Origin of the sequence: Altererythrobacter sp. (assembly GCF_050299635.1) — a bacterium.
In the GTDB taxonomy this organism is placed as follows: domain Bacteria; phylum Pseudomonadota; class Alphaproteobacteria; order Sphingomonadales; family Sphingomonadaceae; genus Erythrobacter.
In genome coordinates this window covers 73,291-91,272 of record NZ_JBNKWF010000004.1, presented here as the reverse complement: position 1 = coordinate 91,272, position 17,982 = coordinate 73,291, and the positions used below count along the sequence as shown (strand labels likewise).

Genomic DNA, 17,982 nt, shown 5'->3' with positions numbered 1-17,982 from the left:
CGCCGCTCTCAATCGGTCCCTTCGCGTATCTTGAATTCACCCCGACGGCGCACCGGCACGCGCAGCTCGCATCGCACCCCTTCTGGCGGAAATTCGAGCTTTACCGGCGACTTGAGCTCATGGGCAATGATCTTCTCGATCAGTTCCGTGCCGAACCCCGGCTTGCGCTGCGCCTCGACTTGCGGCCCGCCGCTTTCCTGCCAGCGGATGATTGCCCCATCTTCCCCCGCCATGTCCCAGGTGATTGTAACCTTGCCGCCCTTGCGGCTCAGCGCCCCGTATTTGGCGGCATTCGTAGCCAGTTCGTGCAATGCCAGGCCTAGCGAAAGTGCGTCGTTCGGGGCCAGTTCGACTGCCGGTCCGATCAGTTCAACCGTCGAATCGAAGCCTGCCGAATAGGGCGCAAGCTCCGCCTCTGCCACGTCGCGCAACAGGGTTGTGCCCCAATCGGACTTGGTCAGCAGGTCATGCGTGGCCGATAGCGCCCGGATACGTCCATCCAGCGCGGAAGCGAATTCATCGAGATTGTCGGTCCGCCGCCGCGTCAGCGATGCAATCGAAAGGACGTTGGCGAGCGTGTTCTTGACCCGATGGTTGAGCTCGCGCACCAGCGAGTTCCGGATCGAGTTCTGCTCCGCGTAATATTCGATGCGCGCTTCGTCCTCGCGCGCCTGCTGCGTCATCAGGCGCACCAGCACCATCAGCAGGCCCGCAACCGACAGCCCGAACAGCAGGGTCGCCATCGACAGCGATGACAGCGATTCACCGCGGGCGGATTCGATCTCCAGCAGGAACTGCCGGTTGGCAATCTCCACCCGCCTGGTCAGCACCAGCCCGGTCGCATGGACCGGCGGGCGCGACGCGATCAGGTTCTCGTCATCGCTGCTGCCGTCATAGAGGCGAAGCCCGATCCCTCCCAAGGCAGAGTTCCCAAGCGCGCTTTCCAGGAAAATCTGCGCGTTGAACGGGCTGTAGATGTAGCCGCGCAGTTCCCGCCCTGTCAGTGTATCCTCGAACACCGGCATGTAGATCAGGAAACCTGGCGCATCGCCCGTCCCTTCCTGCACCAGCACGATCTTGCCCGATGCCGTCGGGCGCACCATGCGTTCGGCCTCGTCCATCGCAGCGCGGCGGGTCGGCTGGGAATACATGTCGTATCCCAGGGCCCGGCGGTTCCTTTCCGTATTGGGCAAGAGGAATGTGACAGGCACCAGCCGATCCGTTCCTTCAGCAGGCTCTGGATTGACCCGCAGGCTGCTGCCCGTCTGTTCGGTGATGCGCTTCTCGTAATCGGGGATCTCTGCCGGAGTGATCGCTTCGGCCCAGCCGATCCCTTCGGTGCCGCGATAATCGGTGTCGAGTTTCAGTTCGGAAACGAAGCGGTTGAACATCGCCGGGCGCACCCGGTCCACCGTTGCGAACAGCGCCGCTCCGGCACGTAGATAGGACGCGTTTGTGCTGCCCCTGCGCTCCAGCGCGGCTTCAGCGGATTGCGCGGCTTCGGCCATTTGCGCACGGTCGCGCTGCAGCTCTCCGCTTTCGATCGAGAATACGCTGACGCCGGTAATCGAAAGGATCGCCAGGAAGATCGCGATCGGCACGGCGCGCGGATAGGCGATCAGCCAGCGGCCTATGCGCCCGTGCCCTGGCGGCGGCGTGTCGCGGGAAAGATTGCGGTTAGCCATTGCGCTTTCCATATTCCCACAATGGGTTGCGCTCTCCAAGGGGAGGGAACCAAACAGACGGGGCATCGTTCCCTCGACGTATAGCCATCTGCCGCATAGGATCGATCTGTCGATTCATGCAGGTCGGTCAATCGGGGTTCGCATGGCAGGGGAAAAGATCATTCCGGAACCGGAAAAGCAACCACGCAAGCAACCCGATTGGGCAGATGGTTTGCGTCAGCTATATGATTCGGTCGTTGAAGAGCCACTTCCCGACAGTTTTCGGGATCTGCTCGACAAGCTCGATGACAGCCCGAACCAGGGCAAGGCTTGAGAGAGCGACCGATGGCAAAAGTTGCAAGGACCGCGGCCGAGAAGGCCGATTTCAAGCGCGAGTTGACGGAAGTCGTCCCGCACTTGCGGGCCTTTGCACGCGGTCTATGCGGGCGCCCCGACATGGCCGACGATCTAGTGCAGGAAACGCTGATGAAGGCCTGGGCGGCGCAGGACCGGTTTGAGCCGGGCACGTCCATGCGGGCCTGGACCTTCGTGATCCTGCGCAACGTCTATCTCACCGATATGCGCCGCAATCGTTTTCGCGGTGAATATGACGAGACGGTTGCGGAGCGGATTCTCACGGCCCCCGCCGGGCAGGAAGAACCGATCCACCTTTCCGACATGCACCGCGCCTTGCTGACCTTGCCGCCAGAACGGCGCGAGGCGCTGTTGCTGGTGGGCGCAGGCGGATTTTCCTACGAGGAAGCAGCGCAGATCTGCGGATGCGCGATCGGCACGATCAAGAGCCGCGTGGGCCGCGCGCGCGCTGCACTGTCCGAAATGCTGGAAAGCGGGCAAATCCCGCCGCGCTCGGTCGACGACGAGGCAGCGCATCGTGCGATTCTGGAAGAACTTGACGAAGTGGCCGCCGGTAACGGTGTCGCCGCGACCAAGAACTGATCGCCGGTTTCGCACGGTCGCCAATCCGGCACACCAGAACAATAATCTGAAGCGGGCGGGCGGACTCAGGCTTGCCCTGCGGCAGGCTTGGCAGCAAAGTGAAGCCCGATGAATGACAAGCCATCATCTGCGCCGAAAACTTCAGGCAAATCAGGCCCTCACCTGCGCGGGCCGAAGCGCTTGCCCAGTCGGCGCATGGCCTTTGCGGAAGAGGAACTGAGGCTGATATCCGCGCTGGTGGTGCTGTTGGGGCTTGGGCTGTTCCTTGCCCTGCCCTTCGTACTCTCGATCGGATCGGTCGTGTTCCTGCCGCTTGTGACGGCGATCCTGCTCACCATTCTGCTTTCGCCGCTGGCTGACCGGCTGTCGTCATTCGGCCTGCCCAATGTCCTCGCCTCGCTTCTGGCGCTGCTGTTCTTCGTCGGGGTGGTGCTGCTCGCGCTGGCGCTGGTGCTGCAGCCGGCTGTGGCACTGTTCGACGAAGTACCCGAGATGACGCGGCGGGTGGGCGAACGCTTCGGCCAGTTGCGCGATCAGTTCGCCTGGCTGGCCTCCGCCAATCGCGAGATTGCCAGGCTGATGGGGCAATCGGGCGGACGCGAAGTCGTGCTGGCCAGTCCCAGCGTGCTCGAACAACTCGCCTTCGCGACTCCCAGCGCGGTGCTGGAGATGCTGCTGACCTTCCTGATGACGTTCTTCATGATCGAATCGAGGGTGAGGCTGCGTCGTCACCTGCTGTTCGACCGGGCAAGCTATGGATCGTCGGTAAAGGCCGCACGGGTAATGCGCGAGGTGCAGGACCGGGTGGCCGCCTATATCCTCACTGTCGGATGGATAAACGCCGGGGTCGGGATAATCGTTGCGGCGGGCGCCTGGCTGATGGGGATCGACGCGCCAGTAATGTGGGGCGGCCTCGCCGCCATCCTCAATTTCGTGCCCTATATCGGCCCGATGGCGATGACCGTGCTGCTCGCACTGTTCGGGATTGGCACGGCAGAGACGATGGTGCTGGGGCTGGTTCCCGCCGCGGCCTATCTCGGGCTGCACACGGTGGAATCGAATGTCGTGACGCCTTCGATCCTGGGCGCACGCTTCACCATGAACCCGGTGTTGATCCTGATTGCCCTGTCCTATTTCTCATGGATCTGGGGCGTGTTCGGGGCACTGCTTTCGGTCCCTATTCTGCTGACGCTCACCGCCTTCTTCGACCATGTCGGCAAACCCAATCTGGTGGGCTTCATTTTCGGCGAGCCGCTGTTCAAGGCCAATCCGCTGGCGATGGGCCTGGATGAGGAATCCGGCGGACAAGCCGGCTGATCCGTCCCGTTTGGAAGTGGGGCCCGCCAACGCTTTGCTGACAGGCCCCATTTCGACAGATTTCACGAGATAGCGCGCAGATCCGGAGCTATCCCTGACTTGGCCTCAGCCGTAGGTCCAGGCGCTTCCGCGAGCCAGGTTCTCCGCAGCGAAAGCCCAGTTCAGCTTGCCGTCGACGACTGCTGACAGATAGGCCGGACGCGCGTTCTGGTGATCGAGATAATAGGCGTGCTCCCAAACGTCGATCGTCAGCAGCGGGTTGAAGCCGCTGTCGGCCAAAGTGTCGCCATCATGCGTTTCCTCGATCGAGAGCTTGCCGTCCTTTTCGGCGAGCCACACCCAACCGCTGGCGAAATGGCCTGCGCCGCGATCCTTGAGCTGCTGCTTGAGGTTGTCGAGCGAGCCGAAACTGGCATCGATCATGCTCGCCAGTTCGCCTGACGGAGCGCCGCCATCAGCGGCCAGCGAATGCCAGTAGAAGCCGTGATTCCAGCTCTGCGCCGCATTGTTGAACAGGCCCTGATTGGAACCGCGCGCCGCAGCGATAACCGCTTCGAGCGGCTTGTCGGCCAGCTCGGTGCCGTCAATCGCCGCATTGGTCTTGTCGATATAGGCCTGATGGTGCTTGCCATAGTGGAACGAGAGGGTCTCGGCCGAAACAGCCGGGGCAAGCGCATCATCTGAGTATGGGAGAGGAATGAGTGTAAAGGCCATGATTACTCCATTTATGGCGTTGGATTGACACCGGAAAACAGCCGGGGGTACGCCCGACCAACTATCGATTGTGTGAAAGGTTGCGTCAGTTTTGCTGTTTTGCGCCGACCCGGTCGATTGCGCCGGTCAGTGCGACATTCATCGTCACATTTCCGAGCGTTCGCATAATATCAGGCAGCATCTCCACTGCAACCAGAAGTGCCAGCGGTTCGATCGGAACGCCCATCGCCAGCGCAATCGGCCCAATCGAAACGACAAAGCTGATCGAACCGGGCAGGCTGACCGAGCCGACACTGATGATGAGCGCGACCAGAATGCCGCCCACGAGCACAACCGGACTGAGTTCGACTCCGGCAAGATGCGCGACATAGATGGCCACCGCCATGTTCATCGCAGGGCTGGTCGCGCGGAAGATCGCCACCGCCAGCGGCAGGACGAACTCCGACGTGCTCTGGCGGAATCCCAGCCGGTTGGTGCTGTCGAGCATGGCGGGCAGGCTGGCGAGCGAGCTTTGTGTCGACAGCGCCACTGCCTGCGTGGGGACCATGGCGCGCGCAAATTGCAGCAGATTCACCCGTCCGAGCAGCCAGACGAGCAGATAGGCCCCCAGCAAGACCAGCAGGCCCATCGCCGATACAGTCAGGATGTAATGCCCCAGCGTGACGAAGGCCCCGTCTGCGCCCGCCCTGGAGGCAACGCCCAGCGCCAGCGCGAACACCCCTATCGGCGCCAGCCACAAGACCCAGCCGATAATCATCAACATGGCATTGGCCAGCGCATGAAACAGGCCGAGCAGCGATCCGCGCTGCGCCTGCTCGAGCCGCGTAATCGCCACCGCCAGTAAAGCGAAGAAGACCGTCAGCGGCAGCATGTTGGTTTCCGCAGCGGCGGCAAAGATATTGGGCGCGATCAGTGAAGTGAGGAATTCTCCGATCCCCGGCACCTGTTGATCGGCCAGTTCGCTCCTGGCGAAGACCTCTGCAGCCGCATCGGGCACCGGAAATATCGCGAGCAGCATGGGCATGAAAATGGCGGCGATCAGCCCGCTCAATATCAGCACTGCGAACACCAGGCCCAGCATCCGGCGCGCAGCAGCACCGGCTCGCGCGGCCTGCGCCATCTGCGTGATACCCAGTACCAGCAGCGCGCCGACCAGCGGAATGATCGTCATCTGCAGGGCGCGCAGCCACAGGGTCGCAACCGGCTCCGTCACCGCCAGAACCAGCTCGATGGAAGCGTTCGCGGAGAGCAGCATTCCGAGCACCAGCCCGGCGACGAGACCGGCAAAGGTCCAGCCAACCGGCAGCCTGATATCGATCAATTCGAACCGCTGTGCCGCCGTATCGCTCACAAACTCTTCCCCAATCGGGCATCAAACCCTTCCATTAGCGCGATAACCACGCCAGAAGCTGCTGACAATCAGGCCGGACCGATCCGGGCCATCCGATCCACGAATTAGGGGACGCTATCGTCCGATGACACGCAAGTTCTTTGGCACCGACGGAATCAGGGGCCGCACAAACAAGGGCGTGATGACCGCCGCAACCGCCATGAAGGTGGGCCAGGCGGCAGGCGCACATTTCCTGCGCGGCACGCATCGCCACCGGGTGGTGATCGGCAAGGACACGCGCCTGTCCGGCTATATGATGGAAAGCGCGCTGGTGGCGGGTTTCACCAGCGTGGGGATGGACGTCATCATGACCGGCCCCTTGCCCACGCCGGCCATCGCGCTGCTCACGCGCGAGATGCGGGCCGATCTTGGCGTCATGATCTCTGCCAGCCACAACCCATATGAGGACAACGGAATCAAGCTGTTCGGGCCAGATGGGTTCAAGCTTTCCGATGAAGACGAGCTCGCGATCGAGGGTTTGCTCGACAAGCCGCCGATGCTGGTTGATGCTGACCGGATTGGCCGTGCGCGGCGGATCGAGGATGCCCGTGGTCGCTACATCCACGCGGTCAAGCAATCGATCTCCAGCGATACGCGTTTCGATGGGCTCAAGGTGGTGGTCGATTGCGCCAATGGCGCGGCATACCAGGTCGCGCCTTCGGCCATCTGGGAACTGGGAGCGGAAGTGGTGACGCTGGGCGTCTCGCCCGACGGAACCAACATCAACCGCAATGTCGGCTCCACTGCGATCGGAGCGCTACAGGCCAAGGTGGTCGAGACTAGCGCTGATATCGGCATCGCACTGGATGGCGACGCCGACCGGCTGATCGTGGTCGACGAGAAAGGCCAGGCGGTCGATGGCGACCAGCTGATGGCGCTGATGGCCACGCGCATGGCGCAAAAGGGCACATTGAAGGGCGGCGGCGTGGTTGCCACGGTCATGTCCAACCTTGGTCTCGAGCGCTTCCTGCAAGGACAGGGTCTGTCGCTCGAACGCACCAAAGTGGGTGACCGCTATGTGCTCGAACGGATGAAGCAGGGCGGCTTCAACGTCGGCGGCGAGCAATCGGGCCATATGATCCTGCTCGACCATGCGACGACGGGCGACGGCACCATTGCGGCGATGGGTGTGCTGGCCAGCCTCGTGCGTTCGGGCAAGCCGGCGAGCGAATTGCTGCATCTGTTCGATACGGTGCCTCAACTGCTCAAGAACGTGCGCTATGATGGCGGCCAGCCGCTGGATGACAGCGGCGTAAAGCAGGTGATCGCCGATGCCGAGCGCGAGCTTGAGGGCAAGGGACGGCTCGTGATCCGTCCTTCGGGAACCGAGCCGGTGATCCGTGTGATGGCCGAAGGCGATGACCAGAGTCAGGTCGAAGCGGTCGTCGACCGGATCTGTGCGGCGGTGAAGGAGGCGGCGTAATGTTGGAAATGCGGCCCGATTGCGAACGCTGCGGAGCGGACCTTCCGGCGGAAGTGCCGGGAGCCTTCATCTGCAGCTTTGAATGCACCTTCTGCACCACCTGTGCCGAGGATCTGGACGATGTCTGCCCCAATTGCGGCGGCGAACTGATGGATCGGCCGACCCGCGCGAAGAAGCTGCATGACAAGTTTCCGCCTTCGACGGAGCGGAAGTTCATTCCTTCGACAGGCCCAGGATGACCGGGTCTAAGCCCCCGCCCCGGATCCTCGCCATTGCCGGATCGGATTCATCCGGCGGTGCAGGCATTCAGGCCGATATCAAGACCATCACCATGCTCGGCGGCTATGCCATGAGCGCGATCACTGCGGTGACGGCGCAGAACAGCTTGGGCGTGCAAGCCATCGCGCCGATGGGCGGCGAGATCGTCAGCAAGCAGATCGCTTCCTGCGTCGAGGATATCGGCGTCGACGCGATCAAGATCGGTATGCTGCATGATAGCGAGATTCTGGGAGCGGTCTGCAGCGCGCTCGAACGCGCTGATTCGAATGTGCCGATTGTGCTCGATCCGGTGATGATCTCCACCTCGGGCGCGGCGCTGATCGCGCCGGACACGGTGGAACTGCTGCGAGAGAGGCTATTCCCGCGCGCCACGCTGGTCACGCCCAACCTGCCCGAGCTCGAACACCTTGCCGGACGCACGCTGGCTACACTCGAACAGATGCAGCATGCTGCGCTGGAACTCGCGCAGGCCTATGGCTGCTTCGTTCTGGCGAAGGGCGGGCATACCGAGGATCACCGCGTCATCGATACGCTGGTGGGGCCGGCCGACGAGCGCGCGGTGGCCTTCAACCATGCCCGGCTCGATACGCGCCATACGCATGGCACCGGCTGCACCCTGTCATCGGCCATCGCGGTATTGCTGGGCCATGGGCAGCCGCTGGAGCATGCCGTGCGCCTGGCACGCAGTTTCGTCTATCGCGCGATCGAGGGCGCACCGGGTTTTGGCGCCGGGAATGGTCCGCTTGGCCATCAGGCGGTGAGAGGGGGCTAAAGGGGCGCGCGAGCCGGCTCTCTCTCCGCCCTCTCGTCAACACTCCAGATCGTAGAACTCGGCGATATGGCACCAGGCATCTTCCGCCGTTTCGCACCAGTGAAACAGCTCCAGATCCTTTGGCGAGATCGTGCCTTCCTCTGCGATAGCCTCGAAATCGACCACCCGGTCCCAGAACTCCCTGCCAAACAGCAAGATCGGGATCGGCTTCATTTTCTTGGTCTGGATCAGCGTGAGCAGTTCGAACAGCTCGTCGAATGTGCCGAAACCGCCGGGGAACACCGCCACAGCGCGGGCGCGCAGCAGGAAGTGCATCTTCCTCAGCGCGAAATAATGGAAGCGGAAGCTGAGATAGGGCGTCACATAGGCATTGGGCGATTGCTCATGCGGCAACACGATATTGAGCCCGATCGATTCAGCGCCTGCATCGCTGGCCCCGCGATTGGCGGCCTCCATGATCGAGGGCCCGCCGCCCGAGGTAATCACGAACTGGCGCTTGCCACCTTCGACAATCGACTTCTCACTCACGATCCTGGCGAGTTTGTAGGCGACATCATAATATTTCGCCTTGGCGGCGAGATTCTTCGCCACCTTCTGCTCGAACTCGCTGCCGCCCCTGGCTGCTTCCATCACCGCCTCGGCTTCGTCCGGCGAAGGGATGCGCGCAGAGCCATACATCACCAGAGTCGAGCCAACCCGCGCTTCATCAAGCAGCATTTCCGTCTTCAGCAGCTCAAGCTGGAAGCGCACCGGGCGCAGTTCGTCACGCAGCATGAAATCGGTATCGCGGAAAGCGAGCTGGTAGGCCGGATGCAGCGTTTGCGGCGTCTCATGTACTTCCGCATCGGCAAAGCTGGCTTCCTGGTCGGCCGGATAGAATTTGCGGCCGGTCAGTTCGTGATCATTGGGTTTGTCATTCATAAACACGGGCCTAGGCGGGACCTGCGGCGTCGGCAAGCCCAATGGACAATGTGAGATGATGGTCTGGATGCCCCGTGAGGATTCGAACCTCAATTGACGGAGTCAGAGTCCGTAGTCTTACCATTAGACGACGGGGCAACACGGCTTGCGAGAGGCGAAAAGCGCCTTGGCGAGCGGAGGGTGCATCTAGTTTCGCGCAGGCCGCAGGTCAAGGCCCGTGACGCGCACATTCTTACCGAGCTTGCCCCGCCCGCACACTCAGGATAACATTACAGCCAAGTCCTCGCGCCACCAGGGTGCGAGAGGAAAAGAAAGTATTGAATATGGCGGGATTTTCTCCGCCGGACAGCAAAAGGAAGGCTGGAAAACACAGGAGCGGCAGGTCCGGCAAGGTAGCCGATTTTCGCTACAAACGCTCCTCTCAGCCTAAGGATGACGGTGCTTCCCGCCCTGGGAAGCGCAGCGGCGGCAAATCCGCACAGCAGAACAGGCCAGCAAGCAGGAACGATTCGGCGCCGTGCAATGGCAAGCGCGCCGCACGTCCTTCCGCGCCTGCGCGTACTCCGTTTCAGGATAATCCCAGGCAGCGGCGACAGGCCTATGCAGCGCTCGATCTCGGCACCAATAACTGCCGCCTGCTGATTGCGCGCCCATCGGGCGAGAATTTCACCGTTATCGATGCCTTCAGCCGCGTCGTGAAGCTGGGCGAAGACCTGGCGCAATCGGGCCGGCTCAGCGATGCAGCCATGGACCGCACGCTCAGCGCGTTGTCGGTCTGCGCCGACAAGCTGCGCCGCCGCAATGTAACGCTGGCCCATTCGGTCGCCACCGAGGCGTGCCGCCGTGCCGCCAACGGCCAGGAGTTCATCGAGCGCGTGCGCGAGGAGACCGGCATCGTGCTGAACGTCATCAGCGCGGAAGAAGAAGCCCGGCTGGCGGTGCTCGGCTGCCATATCCTGCTCGAACAGGGCGAAGGCCCGGCGGTGATCTTTGATATCGGCGGCGGTTCGACCGAACTCGTCCTGCTAGAACCCTCGGGCGCAGTGCCGCGCATTCTCGATTGGGCGAGCGTGCCGTGGGGCGTTGTGTCGCTGACCGACACCGTTCCAAGGCTTGACCCGACCGATGAAGGCCGCGCCAGCCGCTATGCCAGGATGCGCCAGATCGTTTCGGACAGTTTCGCGCCCTTTGCCGGACGGATCGCCGAAGCGGCCAAGCATGAAGACAAGCGCTTGCTCGGCACAAGCGGAACGGTGACGACGCTGGCGAGCCTGCATCTCGAGCTGCCGCATTACGACCGCAAGGCGGTGGACGGGCTTATCGTTCCTTCACAATCGATGCGCGAGATCAGCACGCGCCTTGCCACTCTGTCGCGCGGAGAACGCAGCGAACTGCCCTGCATTGGGCAGGATCGGGCGGATCTGGTGGTGGCGGGCTGCGCCATCCTCGAATCGATCCTCGACATATGGCCAGCGGATCGCCTGGGCGTAGCCGATCGCGGCATCCGCGAGGGCATATTGCGCAGCCTGATGGCGGCGGACCTGCAGCGTCCTGACGGCAAAGCCGCGCAATGAGCCGGTCAGGCCGCAACCCTGACAAGCGCGTGCGCACCGCGCGCAAGCGCAGCGCCTCGTCCACGCGCTGGCTCGAACGGCAGCTCAACGACCCCTATGTGAAGCAGGCCAAGGCGGAGGGCTATCGCAGCCGGGCCGCCTACAAGCTGATCGAGCTGGACGAGCGTTTCAGCCTGATCCGCGGCGCGAAGCGTGTGGTCGATCTGGGGATCGCGCCGGGCGGATGGAGTCAGGTGGTGCGCAAGCTGGCTCCCGGTGCGGCCGTGGTCGGGATCGACCTTCTGCCGACCGATCCGATCGACGGCGTCAGCATCCTGCAGATGGATTTCATGGACGATGCCGCTCCGGCCGCGCTGGAGGCGGAACTGGACGGGACGCCCGATCTTGTCCTGTCGGACATGGCCGCCAATACCGTTGGCCACAAGCAGACAGACCATCTGCGCACCATGGCGCTGGTCGAGGCAGCAGCATGGTTTGCAATCGAAAACCTGCAATCAGGCGGTGCTTTCGTGGCCAAGGTCCTGGCTGGTGGTACGGACAGCGACCTGCTCGACATGCTCAAGCAGAATTTCGCCAGCGTCAAACACGCCAAACCCCCGGCGAGCCGCAAGGGCTCGTCAGAGTGGTATGTCGTGGCTCAAAAATTCAAGGGGCGCGGCTAGCTGTCGCGCTAAACGCCCTGCTAACGGCGAAAATCAGGCGCCGGCTTCTTCCGTCTGGGCGGCAGCGTCCTGCTCGGCCACTGCTTCGGCAGCAGCTTCGCTCTCCGTTGCGCCTTCGTCAGCCGACGCGCTTTCCGCACCCGCCTCCTCAGCCGCGGCAGGTGCCGGTTTGGCCGGAGCACCGCCCTTGGATTCGAGGAACAGCATCACATTGGCGCGATCTTCCGGCTTGGAAAGGCCGGCGAAGCTCATCTTGGTGCCATTGGCAAAACCACGCGGGCTGGCGAGCCATGCGTCCAGATTTTCCCAGGTCCAGTCGCCGCCGTGGTCCGATAGCGCCGAGCTATAGGCGAATCCGGCGACATGCTTGCCGATCGGCTTGCCCATCACGCCAAAAAGGTTCGGGCCGATGCCATTGGCACCGCCCTGGTCAACTGTATGGCAAGCGGTGCATTTGGCGAAGATCTTCTCGCCGGCAGCCGGATCGCCCGTTGCCAGAAGCGTCCCCAGATCGGGGCCCGCCGCTTCACCGCCACCTTCTTCACCCGCTTCGATGACATAGCCGGGAGTTTCGAGTTCTTCATGCCCATCGGCGTGGAAGACCTTGCCGCTGAGGATTGCAAGACCCAAAGCGACAATGCCGGAAAAGAGGACCCAGCCGGCGGCAGTGTTGAAACGATCGTTCATGGTCAGGTTTGATCCGCGAAGTGAGTTGCGCAATTGCGCGCCGCTCTAGTCGCGCATGGCGCAAGGTGCAAGGGCGATCATGGATCGACCTGTGGCGAAGCAATCTGGCGATCTTTCCGGGCTTGCCGGGCGCGGCTGGCGCGGATAGCAGCATTCCGATGCAGAACTTCCCCACTCTTGCCAAGGCGATGGTCGCCACCATGCGCGAATCGGCTGCAGCCGAACCGCAGCGCGCGATCACATTCCAGGGATCGCCCGGTGCCAATTCACACCGTGCAGCGATGGAGGCGTGCCCCGATTGCCTGCCACTGCCCTGCTTCAGCTTCGCCGATGCGATCGATGCGGTGAAGGCAGGCAAGGCGGGCAGCGCGATCATCCCGATCGAGAACTCGCAGCATGGCCGCGTGGCAGACATCCACTTCCTGCTGCCGGCAAGCGGGCTTTCGATCGTGGGCGAATATTTCATGCCGATCGACCACGCGTTGATGGGATTGGGCAAAGGGCCCTTCAAGGCCGCCTACAGCCATCCGCAGGCGCTGGGGCAGTCACATCACTTCCTGCGCGAGCGCGGCATCGTGCCAATCAACTATACTGACACGGCGGGTGCCGCCGCATTTGTGGCCGAACAGGGCGACCCGTCGATCGCGGCAATCTCCCCGCCTATCGCGGCCGAGCTCTACGGGCTCGAGATTGCCGAGCAAAATGTGCAGGACGCACATGACAATATGACGCGCTTCGTGATCCTGGCGCAGGATCCGCTCGATCCGGCCGTGCTGGACGGCGATGAGGCAATCACGACCTTCGTGTTTGAAGTGAAAAACGTACCTGCCGCGCTTTACAAGGCGCTGGGCTGCTTCGCCACCAACGGCGTCAACATGACCAAGCTGGAAAGCTACCAGGAAGGCGCCAGCTTTGCCGCGACCATGTTCTATGCCGACATCGTGGGCGCTCCCGGCGATCCCGCAGTCGACCGTGCGCTCGAGGAACTGGCCTTCCACAGCAAGGAACTGCGCATACTGGGCTGCTATCGCCAGGCGCGTAAGCGCGGCTAGCGCCGGGTCATTCTATGGCCCAACCGCGCCAGGGGAAGGGCAGTATCGAGCCACAAACTCGTGGTGCATCGGCAGCCTTTCAGCGGCTTGATTCACTTCCGCCACGATCTGCCGAATTTCGCCCGCAATGGTCTTGGGGTCCACTCTGTCGGTGAGGGCATGGAGACCATCGGGCAGGAAATTCTGGCCGATCAGGAGCGAACTCCAACTACCCAGCTGGAACAGATGTCCGCCGTCTATCGCCAACATCCCGCGTTGCTTCCACAGTTCCAGCACTTCGGAGAGCGAGTCTGGGATCTCCATCCCTGCTGTGTATTTCCAGAAGTCTGAATCATCACGCTGATTGAGCTTGTAGTGAGCGATGATGAAATCGCGAACCTGGCGCCAATCCGTCTCGACCAGAGTGTTGTAGCGATCGCGCAAGACGGGATCCATCCGCCGGCTCGGAAAGAGTTCGACCAATCGTTCCAGCCCGGTCTGGACGAGATGAATACTGGTGGATTCGAGCGGCTCGAGGAAACCGGCGGCCAATCCCAGCGCGACGACATTACCTTCCCATGCGCGCTTGCGTCGTCCGGTGCCGAACTTGAGCAGGCGCGGCGTGTCGATCGGCTCGGTATCCAGCGTCGCCAGCAAGCGCTGTTCGGCTTCGCTTTCCGACGAGAAACTGCTTGAAAAGACGTGACCATTTCCAATGCGGTTCTGCAGCGGAATCCGCCATTGCCAGCCGACTGAATGGGCGATCCCCTTGGTATAGGGAGTCAGCCCCCCTTCGGCTCGTTTGCTAGGCACTGCCAACGCACGATCGGCTGGCAGCCAATGCGACCAGTCGTCGAACGGTACCTGCATGGCATCGCCGAGCAACAAGCTGCGAAAGCCCGAGCAATCGACGTACAGATCGGCTTCCAGCCTGCGACCGTCTTCGAGCAGCACCCCTGCGACATTCCCGCTTTCATTGTCGCGATCGACCGAGGTGATCCGGCCTTCGACCCGCTTGGCTCCACGTGCTTCGGCCAGGCGCCGCAAGTGTCGTCCGTAAAGAATGGCATCGAAGTGATAGGCATAGGCGTATCTGCTCAACGGGTCGTTGGGCGGCCTCGTCGGAAGCGCAAAGCGATCCGCACGCGCTGCCGCCTTGGCGACGAAGACATCTTCCCAGGCTGGATAGTAGGCTTCGCCCGCCAATCTCCCAAGTAGCCACCAATGGTGCAGCTTCACGACCGCATCCAGTTCGCGCCCGACAAAGCCGAACTGGTGCAGATAGCGATCGCCAGGGCGCCCCCAGTTGTGGAACTCGATCCCGACCTTGAACGTCCCGTTGGTTTCAGACAGGAAAGCCTGCTCGTCGACCCGGCAGAAGTGGTTGAACTTCTTGATAGGCGGGATCGTCGCTTCGCCCACGCCGACCACACCGATCGCATCGCTTTCGACCAACGTGATTTCGATGTCACGCGAAAGCGCGGTTGCCAACATGGTCGCGGCCATCCAGCCGGCTGATCCTCCGCCGACGATCAGAACCGAGCGAACCCTTTCGCTGCGAGGATCGATAGGCAGGTTTCCGGGCAAGTCTGCGATCACCATGCCTGCCTTCATGACATTTTCTGGAATCTTGGCAAGTTAGGCCGCACCCAGCTTGCGCTATCCATCGCGATTTGCCACGAAGTTATCGATGACAATTGCCCCGGCAAATGGCGCGCCGCATCAGGCGGGCACGGCACCTGCCGGGTGGCAGGACTTGCGCAGCGATACGGATATCCAGTTCGCGCCCGTCGATATTCCCGAAATTCCTCCGCATGTTCCCACCTGGTTCGAACGGTTTCTGACATGGCTGGGTGAACTCTTCCGTCCGCTCGGCGGACTGCTCGCGCAATCCTGGCCGGTGCTGAAATGGGTGCTGCTGGCTGTGGCAATCGCGGCCGTGCTCTATTTCGTCGTGCGGCTGATCGACCCGTCGCTGCTGCGCCGGCGCAGGCGGGATATTTCGGAGGAAGGGGAAGCTGCATGGCAGCCCGAGCGGGAGGCTGCCATGGCCCTGCTCGAGGATGCCGACCGGCTTGCTGCCGAAGGCCGCTTCGATGAAGCAACCCATTTGCTGCTCCAGCGCAGCGTCGGGCAGATCGCCAGCGCCCGGCCGGATCTGGTCGAACCGTCAAGCACTGCGCGCGAGCTCGCTTCGCTTGGCGCGCTGCCGGACCGCGCAAGAATGGCCTTCGGAACCATCGCCGCACGCGTGGAACGCAGCCTGTTCGCCATGCAGTCGCTCGAGCGTTCGGATTGGGAAGCCGCGCGCACCGCCTATGCCGATTTCGCACTCGTCCGGATCGAAGGCGCAGGAATATGAGCACGCGCACCGCTTCCCCATTTTCGCTGCGCACTGTGCTGGCCCTGGTGGTGTTCGGCTTTGTCGCGTTTCTCGCGCTGCTCTATTTCATCGGATCGGGAGATACCGGCCGTGATACCAATGACGGCCGCGCCCATGCGGCGTCAAACGGGCTCAACGGCTATTCGGGCCTGGTCAAACTGCTGGAAGCCAAAGGCTCCCATGTTAATCTGTCACGCTCACCAAGCGGGCTGGAGACTTACGACCTCTTGGTGCTGACGCCACCCCCCTATTTCGATGCGGAGGAACTTTCCGAAATCCTCGAAGACCGCCAAGACCGCGGTCCGACATTGGTGATCCTGCCCAAATGGTATGCCTATGGCTTTCCCAAGCGCCTTCCCGACGAGGTAAAGGACAAGATCAAGGACGGATGGGTGCAGCTGGCTCGCGCCGAAGCGCCTGGCTGGCCCAAAGACCTTGCCAGTCCCTACACGCTGAAAATCGAAACCGAGCAGGTCGAAGACGGCAAGATTGCCGATTGGAACGGGATTGGCCGTTCAGGAACCCTGCCCACCAAATCAGTCCTCTACGCAGAATATGGGGACCTGCATTCTCCGGTCGTAACCGACAGTGCAGGCCATATTCTAGTGACGGAAATCATGGGGAAGAAAGACAGCGCCTTCTATAACGACGCGCATAATGCGGTCTTCGTGGTCGAACCAGACCTTGTGAACAATTACGGGCTCGCCGATGCAGACCGGGCTGCCCTGGCCGTTCAACTGGTCGAATATGCCGGATATGACGAGATCGAAGCGGTCACATTCGACCTTACGCTCAACGGCTTCGGTGGTTCGACCAACTTGCTCACCCTGGCCTTCCGCCCGCCATTCCTGGCCGCAACCCTGTGCCTGATGCTCGCCATAATAGTTATCGGCTGGCGCGCATTCCGCCGGTTCGGCCCGCCTGTTGCGGAAGGACCGGCGATTGCTTTCGGCAAGCAGAGGCTGATCTCCAACGGAGCGGGACTGATCCTGCGCGCGAACCGGCTGCGGCTGCTTGCCGAACCCTATGTCGGGTTGATGGCACAACGTTTGCAACGCAGGCTGGGGCTCGCCCGGGCGAGCGAGACCGAAATCGACGCCGCGATTGCGCACAGGCTGCCGCAAGAAATTCCGTTTAGTCAGCGGGCATCGTCGATGCGCGCCGCCCGCAGCAAATCCGAAATCCTGAGCGCCGCCGCGGCGCTGAAAGAGCTTGAAGGGAAACTCACGCGATGACGACTTCCGATGCGATGACCTTGGGCGAGCTGCGCGACCTGGCGCAATCGATCCGCGGTGAAGTGGGCAAGGCCATCGTCGGCCAGGACGGTATGATCGATCTGCTGCTGGTGGCAATGGTGAGCGAGGGGCATGTGCTGCTGGAAGGCCCGCCGGGAACCGCCAAGACTTTCCTCGCGCAAAGTTTCGCCACCGCATTGGGGCTCGATTTCGGGCGGATCCAGTTCACTCCCGATCTGCTGCCGGGCGATATCCTCGGCTCCAACCTGTTCAACTTCCAGACCAGCCAGTTCACGCTCACCCATGGGCCGATCTTCTGCGAACTGCTGCTCGCGGACGAAATCAACCGCACGCCGCCCAAGACGCAGGCGGCCTTGCTGGAAGCGATGCAGGAACGCCGCGTGACGCTCGACGGCGAAAGCCATCCACTGCCCGATCGCTTCATGGTGGTGGCGACGCAGAACCCGATCGAGAACCAGGGCGTCTATCCGCTGCCCGAAGCGCAGCTCGACCGCTTCCTGTTCAAACTGCTGGTGCCCTATCCCGAGGAAAGCGAAGAAGCGGCAATCGTCACGCGCTATGGCTCGCGCAGCGGCCCGCCCCGGCCGGCCGATCTGGGCGTCACCAAGGTTGCCGATCCGGCACAATTGGCGAATGCCAGCCGCGTGCTGGATCAGGTCACTCTGGCCGACGATATCGTGCATTATGTCGTACGTCTGGTGCGGGCGACGCGCGACCATGCGGAGCTCAGCGTGGGCGCATCCCCGCGCGCGGCGGTGATGCTGGCCAATGCGGCGCAGGCACGCGCGGCGCTGGACGGGCGCAATTATGTCATCCCCGACGATGTGAAGGCGTTGGCGATACCCGTGCTGCGTCACCGGCTCACGCTCAGCCCCGCCGCCGAGATCGAAGGACGCGATATCGAAGCGCTGGTGAGCGAGCTGGTCGAGAGCACGGAGGCTCCGCGCTGATC

Annotated in this window: 18 protein-coding genes and 1 tRNA gene; 12 read left to right on the top strand and 7 right to left on the bottom strand. The window is 62.4% G+C overall.

Annotated elements, in window-relative coordinates; translation table 11 throughout:
• Nucleotides 1–8: 8 nt before the first annotated feature.
• Nucleotides 9–1,685, bottom strand: a complete 1,677-nt coding sequence (locus ACQY6C_RS03185) for a CHASE domain-containing protein (RefSeq protein ID WP_427964610.1) — start codon at nucleotides 1,683–1,685, stop codon at nucleotides 9–11.
• 142 nt (nucleotides 1,686–1,827) lie between these two features.
• Between ACQY6C_RS03185 and ACQY6C_RS03180 the strand changes: the two genes are divergently transcribed.
• The 3 genes from ACQY6C_RS03180 to ACQY6C_RS03170 all read left to right on the top strand — a co-directional run bounded on the left by ACQY6C_RS03180 (nucleotide 1,828) and on the right by ACQY6C_RS03170 (nucleotide 3,938).
• Nucleotides 1,828–1,998: a NepR family anti-sigma factor gene (locus ACQY6C_RS03180; protein ID WP_427964607.1), complete on the top strand. Its 171-nt coding sequence runs from the start codon at nucleotides 1,828–1,830 to the stop codon at nucleotides 1,996–1,998.
• 11 nt (nucleotides 1,999–2,009) lie between these two features.
• Nucleotides 2,010–2,621: a sigma-70 family RNA polymerase sigma factor gene (locus ACQY6C_RS03175; protein WP_427964604.1), complete on the top strand. Its 612-nt coding sequence runs from the start codon at nucleotides 2,010–2,012 to the stop codon at nucleotides 2,619–2,621.
• A gap of 108 nt (nucleotides 2,622–2,729) precedes the next feature.
• Complete coding sequence (locus ACQY6C_RS03170; protein ID WP_427964601.1) at nucleotides 2,730–3,938, top strand: AI-2E family transporter; 1,209 nt, start codon at nucleotides 2,730–2,732, stop codon at nucleotides 3,936–3,938.
• Nucleotides 3,939–4,043: 105 nt separating this feature from the next.
• Here ACQY6C_RS03170 and ACQY6C_RS03165 read toward each other — a convergent pair whose 3' ends face one another.
• Entirely contained in the window at nucleotides 4,044–4,652 is a 609-nt protein-coding gene (locus ACQY6C_RS03165; protein ID WP_427964598.1) for a superoxide dismutase, read from the bottom strand.
• A gap of 85 nt (nucleotides 4,653–4,737) precedes the next feature.
• The gene (locus tag ACQY6C_RS03160) at nucleotides 4,738–6,003 is read right to left on the bottom strand and encodes a dicarboxylate/amino acid:cation symporter (protein ID WP_427964595.1); all 1,266 of its coding nucleotides are present in this window, start codon (nucleotides 6,001–6,003) and stop codon (nucleotides 4,738–4,740) included.
• Nucleotides 6,004–6,127: 124 nt separating this feature from the next.
• Between ACQY6C_RS03160 and glmM the strand changes: the two genes are divergently transcribed.
• The 3 genes from glmM to thiD are packed head-to-tail and all read left to right on the top strand — an operon-like array spanning nucleotide 6,128 to nucleotide 8,516.
• Nucleotides 6,128–7,465: a phosphoglucosamine mutase gene (glmM, locus tag ACQY6C_RS03155; RefSeq protein ID WP_427964592.1), complete on the top strand. Its 1,338-nt coding sequence runs from the start codon at nucleotides 6,128–6,130 to the stop codon at nucleotides 7,463–7,465.
• Complete coding sequence (locus ACQY6C_RS03150) at nucleotides 7,465–7,704, top strand: DUF1272 domain-containing protein (protein WP_427964590.1); 240 nt, start codon at nucleotides 7,465–7,467, stop codon at nucleotides 7,702–7,704. Before glmM ends, ACQY6C_RS03150 begins: the two co-directional genes overlap by 1 nt.
• Nucleotides 7,701–8,516 carry a bifunctional hydroxymethylpyrimidine kinase/phosphomethylpyrimidine kinase gene (gene thiD, locus ACQY6C_RS03145; protein ID WP_427964587.1) on the top strand — a complete coding sequence of 272 codons (816 nt, stop codon included), beginning with the start codon at nucleotides 7,701–7,703 and terminating at the stop codon, nucleotides 8,514–8,516. Before ACQY6C_RS03150 ends, thiD begins: the two co-directional genes overlap by 4 nt.
• A 36-nt stretch (nucleotides 8,517–8,552) precedes the next feature.
• On the opposite strand, the gene ACQY6C_RS03140 is transcribed toward thiD, so the two are convergent.
• Both ACQY6C_RS03140 and ACQY6C_RS03135 read right to left on the bottom strand, forming a co-directional pair.
• The gene (locus ACQY6C_RS03140) at nucleotides 8,553–9,437 is read right to left on the bottom strand and encodes an LOG family protein (protein WP_427964585.1); all 885 of its coding nucleotides are present in this window, start codon (nucleotides 9,435–9,437) and stop codon (nucleotides 8,553–8,555) included.
• A 64-nt stretch (nucleotides 9,438–9,501) separates the two neighbouring features.
• Nucleotides 9,502–9,575, bottom strand: a tRNA-Gln gene (locus ACQY6C_RS03135).
• A 185-nt stretch (nucleotides 9,576–9,760) separates the two neighbouring features.
• On the opposite strand from ACQY6C_RS03135, the gene ACQY6C_RS03130 reads away from it, so the two are divergent.
• Both ACQY6C_RS03130 and ACQY6C_RS03125 read left to right on the top strand, forming a co-directional pair.
• A complete protein-coding gene (locus ACQY6C_RS03130) occupies nucleotides 9,761–11,011 on the top strand; it encodes a Ppx/GppA phosphatase family protein (RefSeq protein ID WP_427964582.1) in 1,251 nt (416 codons plus the stop codon).
• Nucleotides 11,008–11,673, top strand: coding sequence for an RlmE family RNA methyltransferase (locus tag ACQY6C_RS03125; protein ID WP_427964579.1), 666 nt, complete (start codon nucleotides 11,008–11,010; stop codon nucleotides 11,671–11,673). Before ACQY6C_RS03130 ends, ACQY6C_RS03125 begins: the two co-directional genes overlap by 4 nt.
• A 33-nt stretch (nucleotides 11,674–11,706) precedes the next feature.
• Here ACQY6C_RS03125 and ACQY6C_RS03120 read toward each other — a convergent pair whose 3' ends face one another.
• Complete coding sequence (locus tag ACQY6C_RS03120) at nucleotides 11,707–12,360, bottom strand: c-type cytochrome (protein WP_427964576.1); 654 nt, start codon at nucleotides 12,358–12,360, stop codon at nucleotides 11,707–11,709.
• A gap of 158 nt (nucleotides 12,361–12,518) precedes the next feature.
• Between ACQY6C_RS03120 and ACQY6C_RS03115 the strand changes: the two genes are divergently transcribed.
• Nucleotides 12,519–13,412, top strand: coding sequence for a prephenate dehydratase (locus ACQY6C_RS03115; protein WP_427964774.1), 894 nt, complete (start codon nucleotides 12,519–12,521; stop codon nucleotides 13,410–13,412).
• Between the two features lie 12 nt (nucleotides 13,413–13,424).
• Here the strand turns inward: ACQY6C_RS03115 and ACQY6C_RS03110 are convergent, their stop codons facing one another.
• On the bottom strand, nucleotides 13,425–14,993 hold the full coding sequence (locus ACQY6C_RS03110; protein ID WP_427964573.1) for a tryptophan halogenase family protein: 1,569 nt from the start codon (nucleotides 14,991–14,993) through the stop codon (nucleotides 13,425–13,427).
• A gap of 88 nt (nucleotides 14,994–15,081) precedes the next feature.
• Between ACQY6C_RS03110 and ACQY6C_RS03105 the strand changes: the two genes are divergently transcribed.
• The 3 genes from ACQY6C_RS03105 to ACQY6C_RS03095 are packed head-to-tail and all read left to right on the top strand — an operon-like array spanning nucleotide 15,082 to nucleotide 17,980.
• Nucleotides 15,082–15,753, top strand: a complete 672-nt coding sequence (locus tag ACQY6C_RS03105; protein WP_427964571.1) for a hypothetical protein — start codon at nucleotides 15,082–15,084, stop codon at nucleotides 15,751–15,753.
• Complete coding sequence (locus ACQY6C_RS03100) at nucleotides 15,750–17,009, top strand: DUF4350 domain-containing protein (protein ID WP_427964568.1); 1,260 nt, start codon at nucleotides 15,750–15,752, stop codon at nucleotides 17,007–17,009. Before ACQY6C_RS03105 ends, ACQY6C_RS03100 begins: the two co-directional genes overlap by 4 nt.
• A 14-nt stretch (nucleotides 17,010–17,023) precedes the next feature.
• Nucleotides 17,024–17,980: an AAA family ATPase gene (locus tag ACQY6C_RS03095; RefSeq protein ID WP_427964771.1), complete on the top strand. Its 957-nt coding sequence runs from the start codon at nucleotides 17,024–17,026 to the stop codon at nucleotides 17,978–17,980.
• The last annotated feature ends 2 nt before the right edge of the window (nucleotides 17,981–17,982 follow it).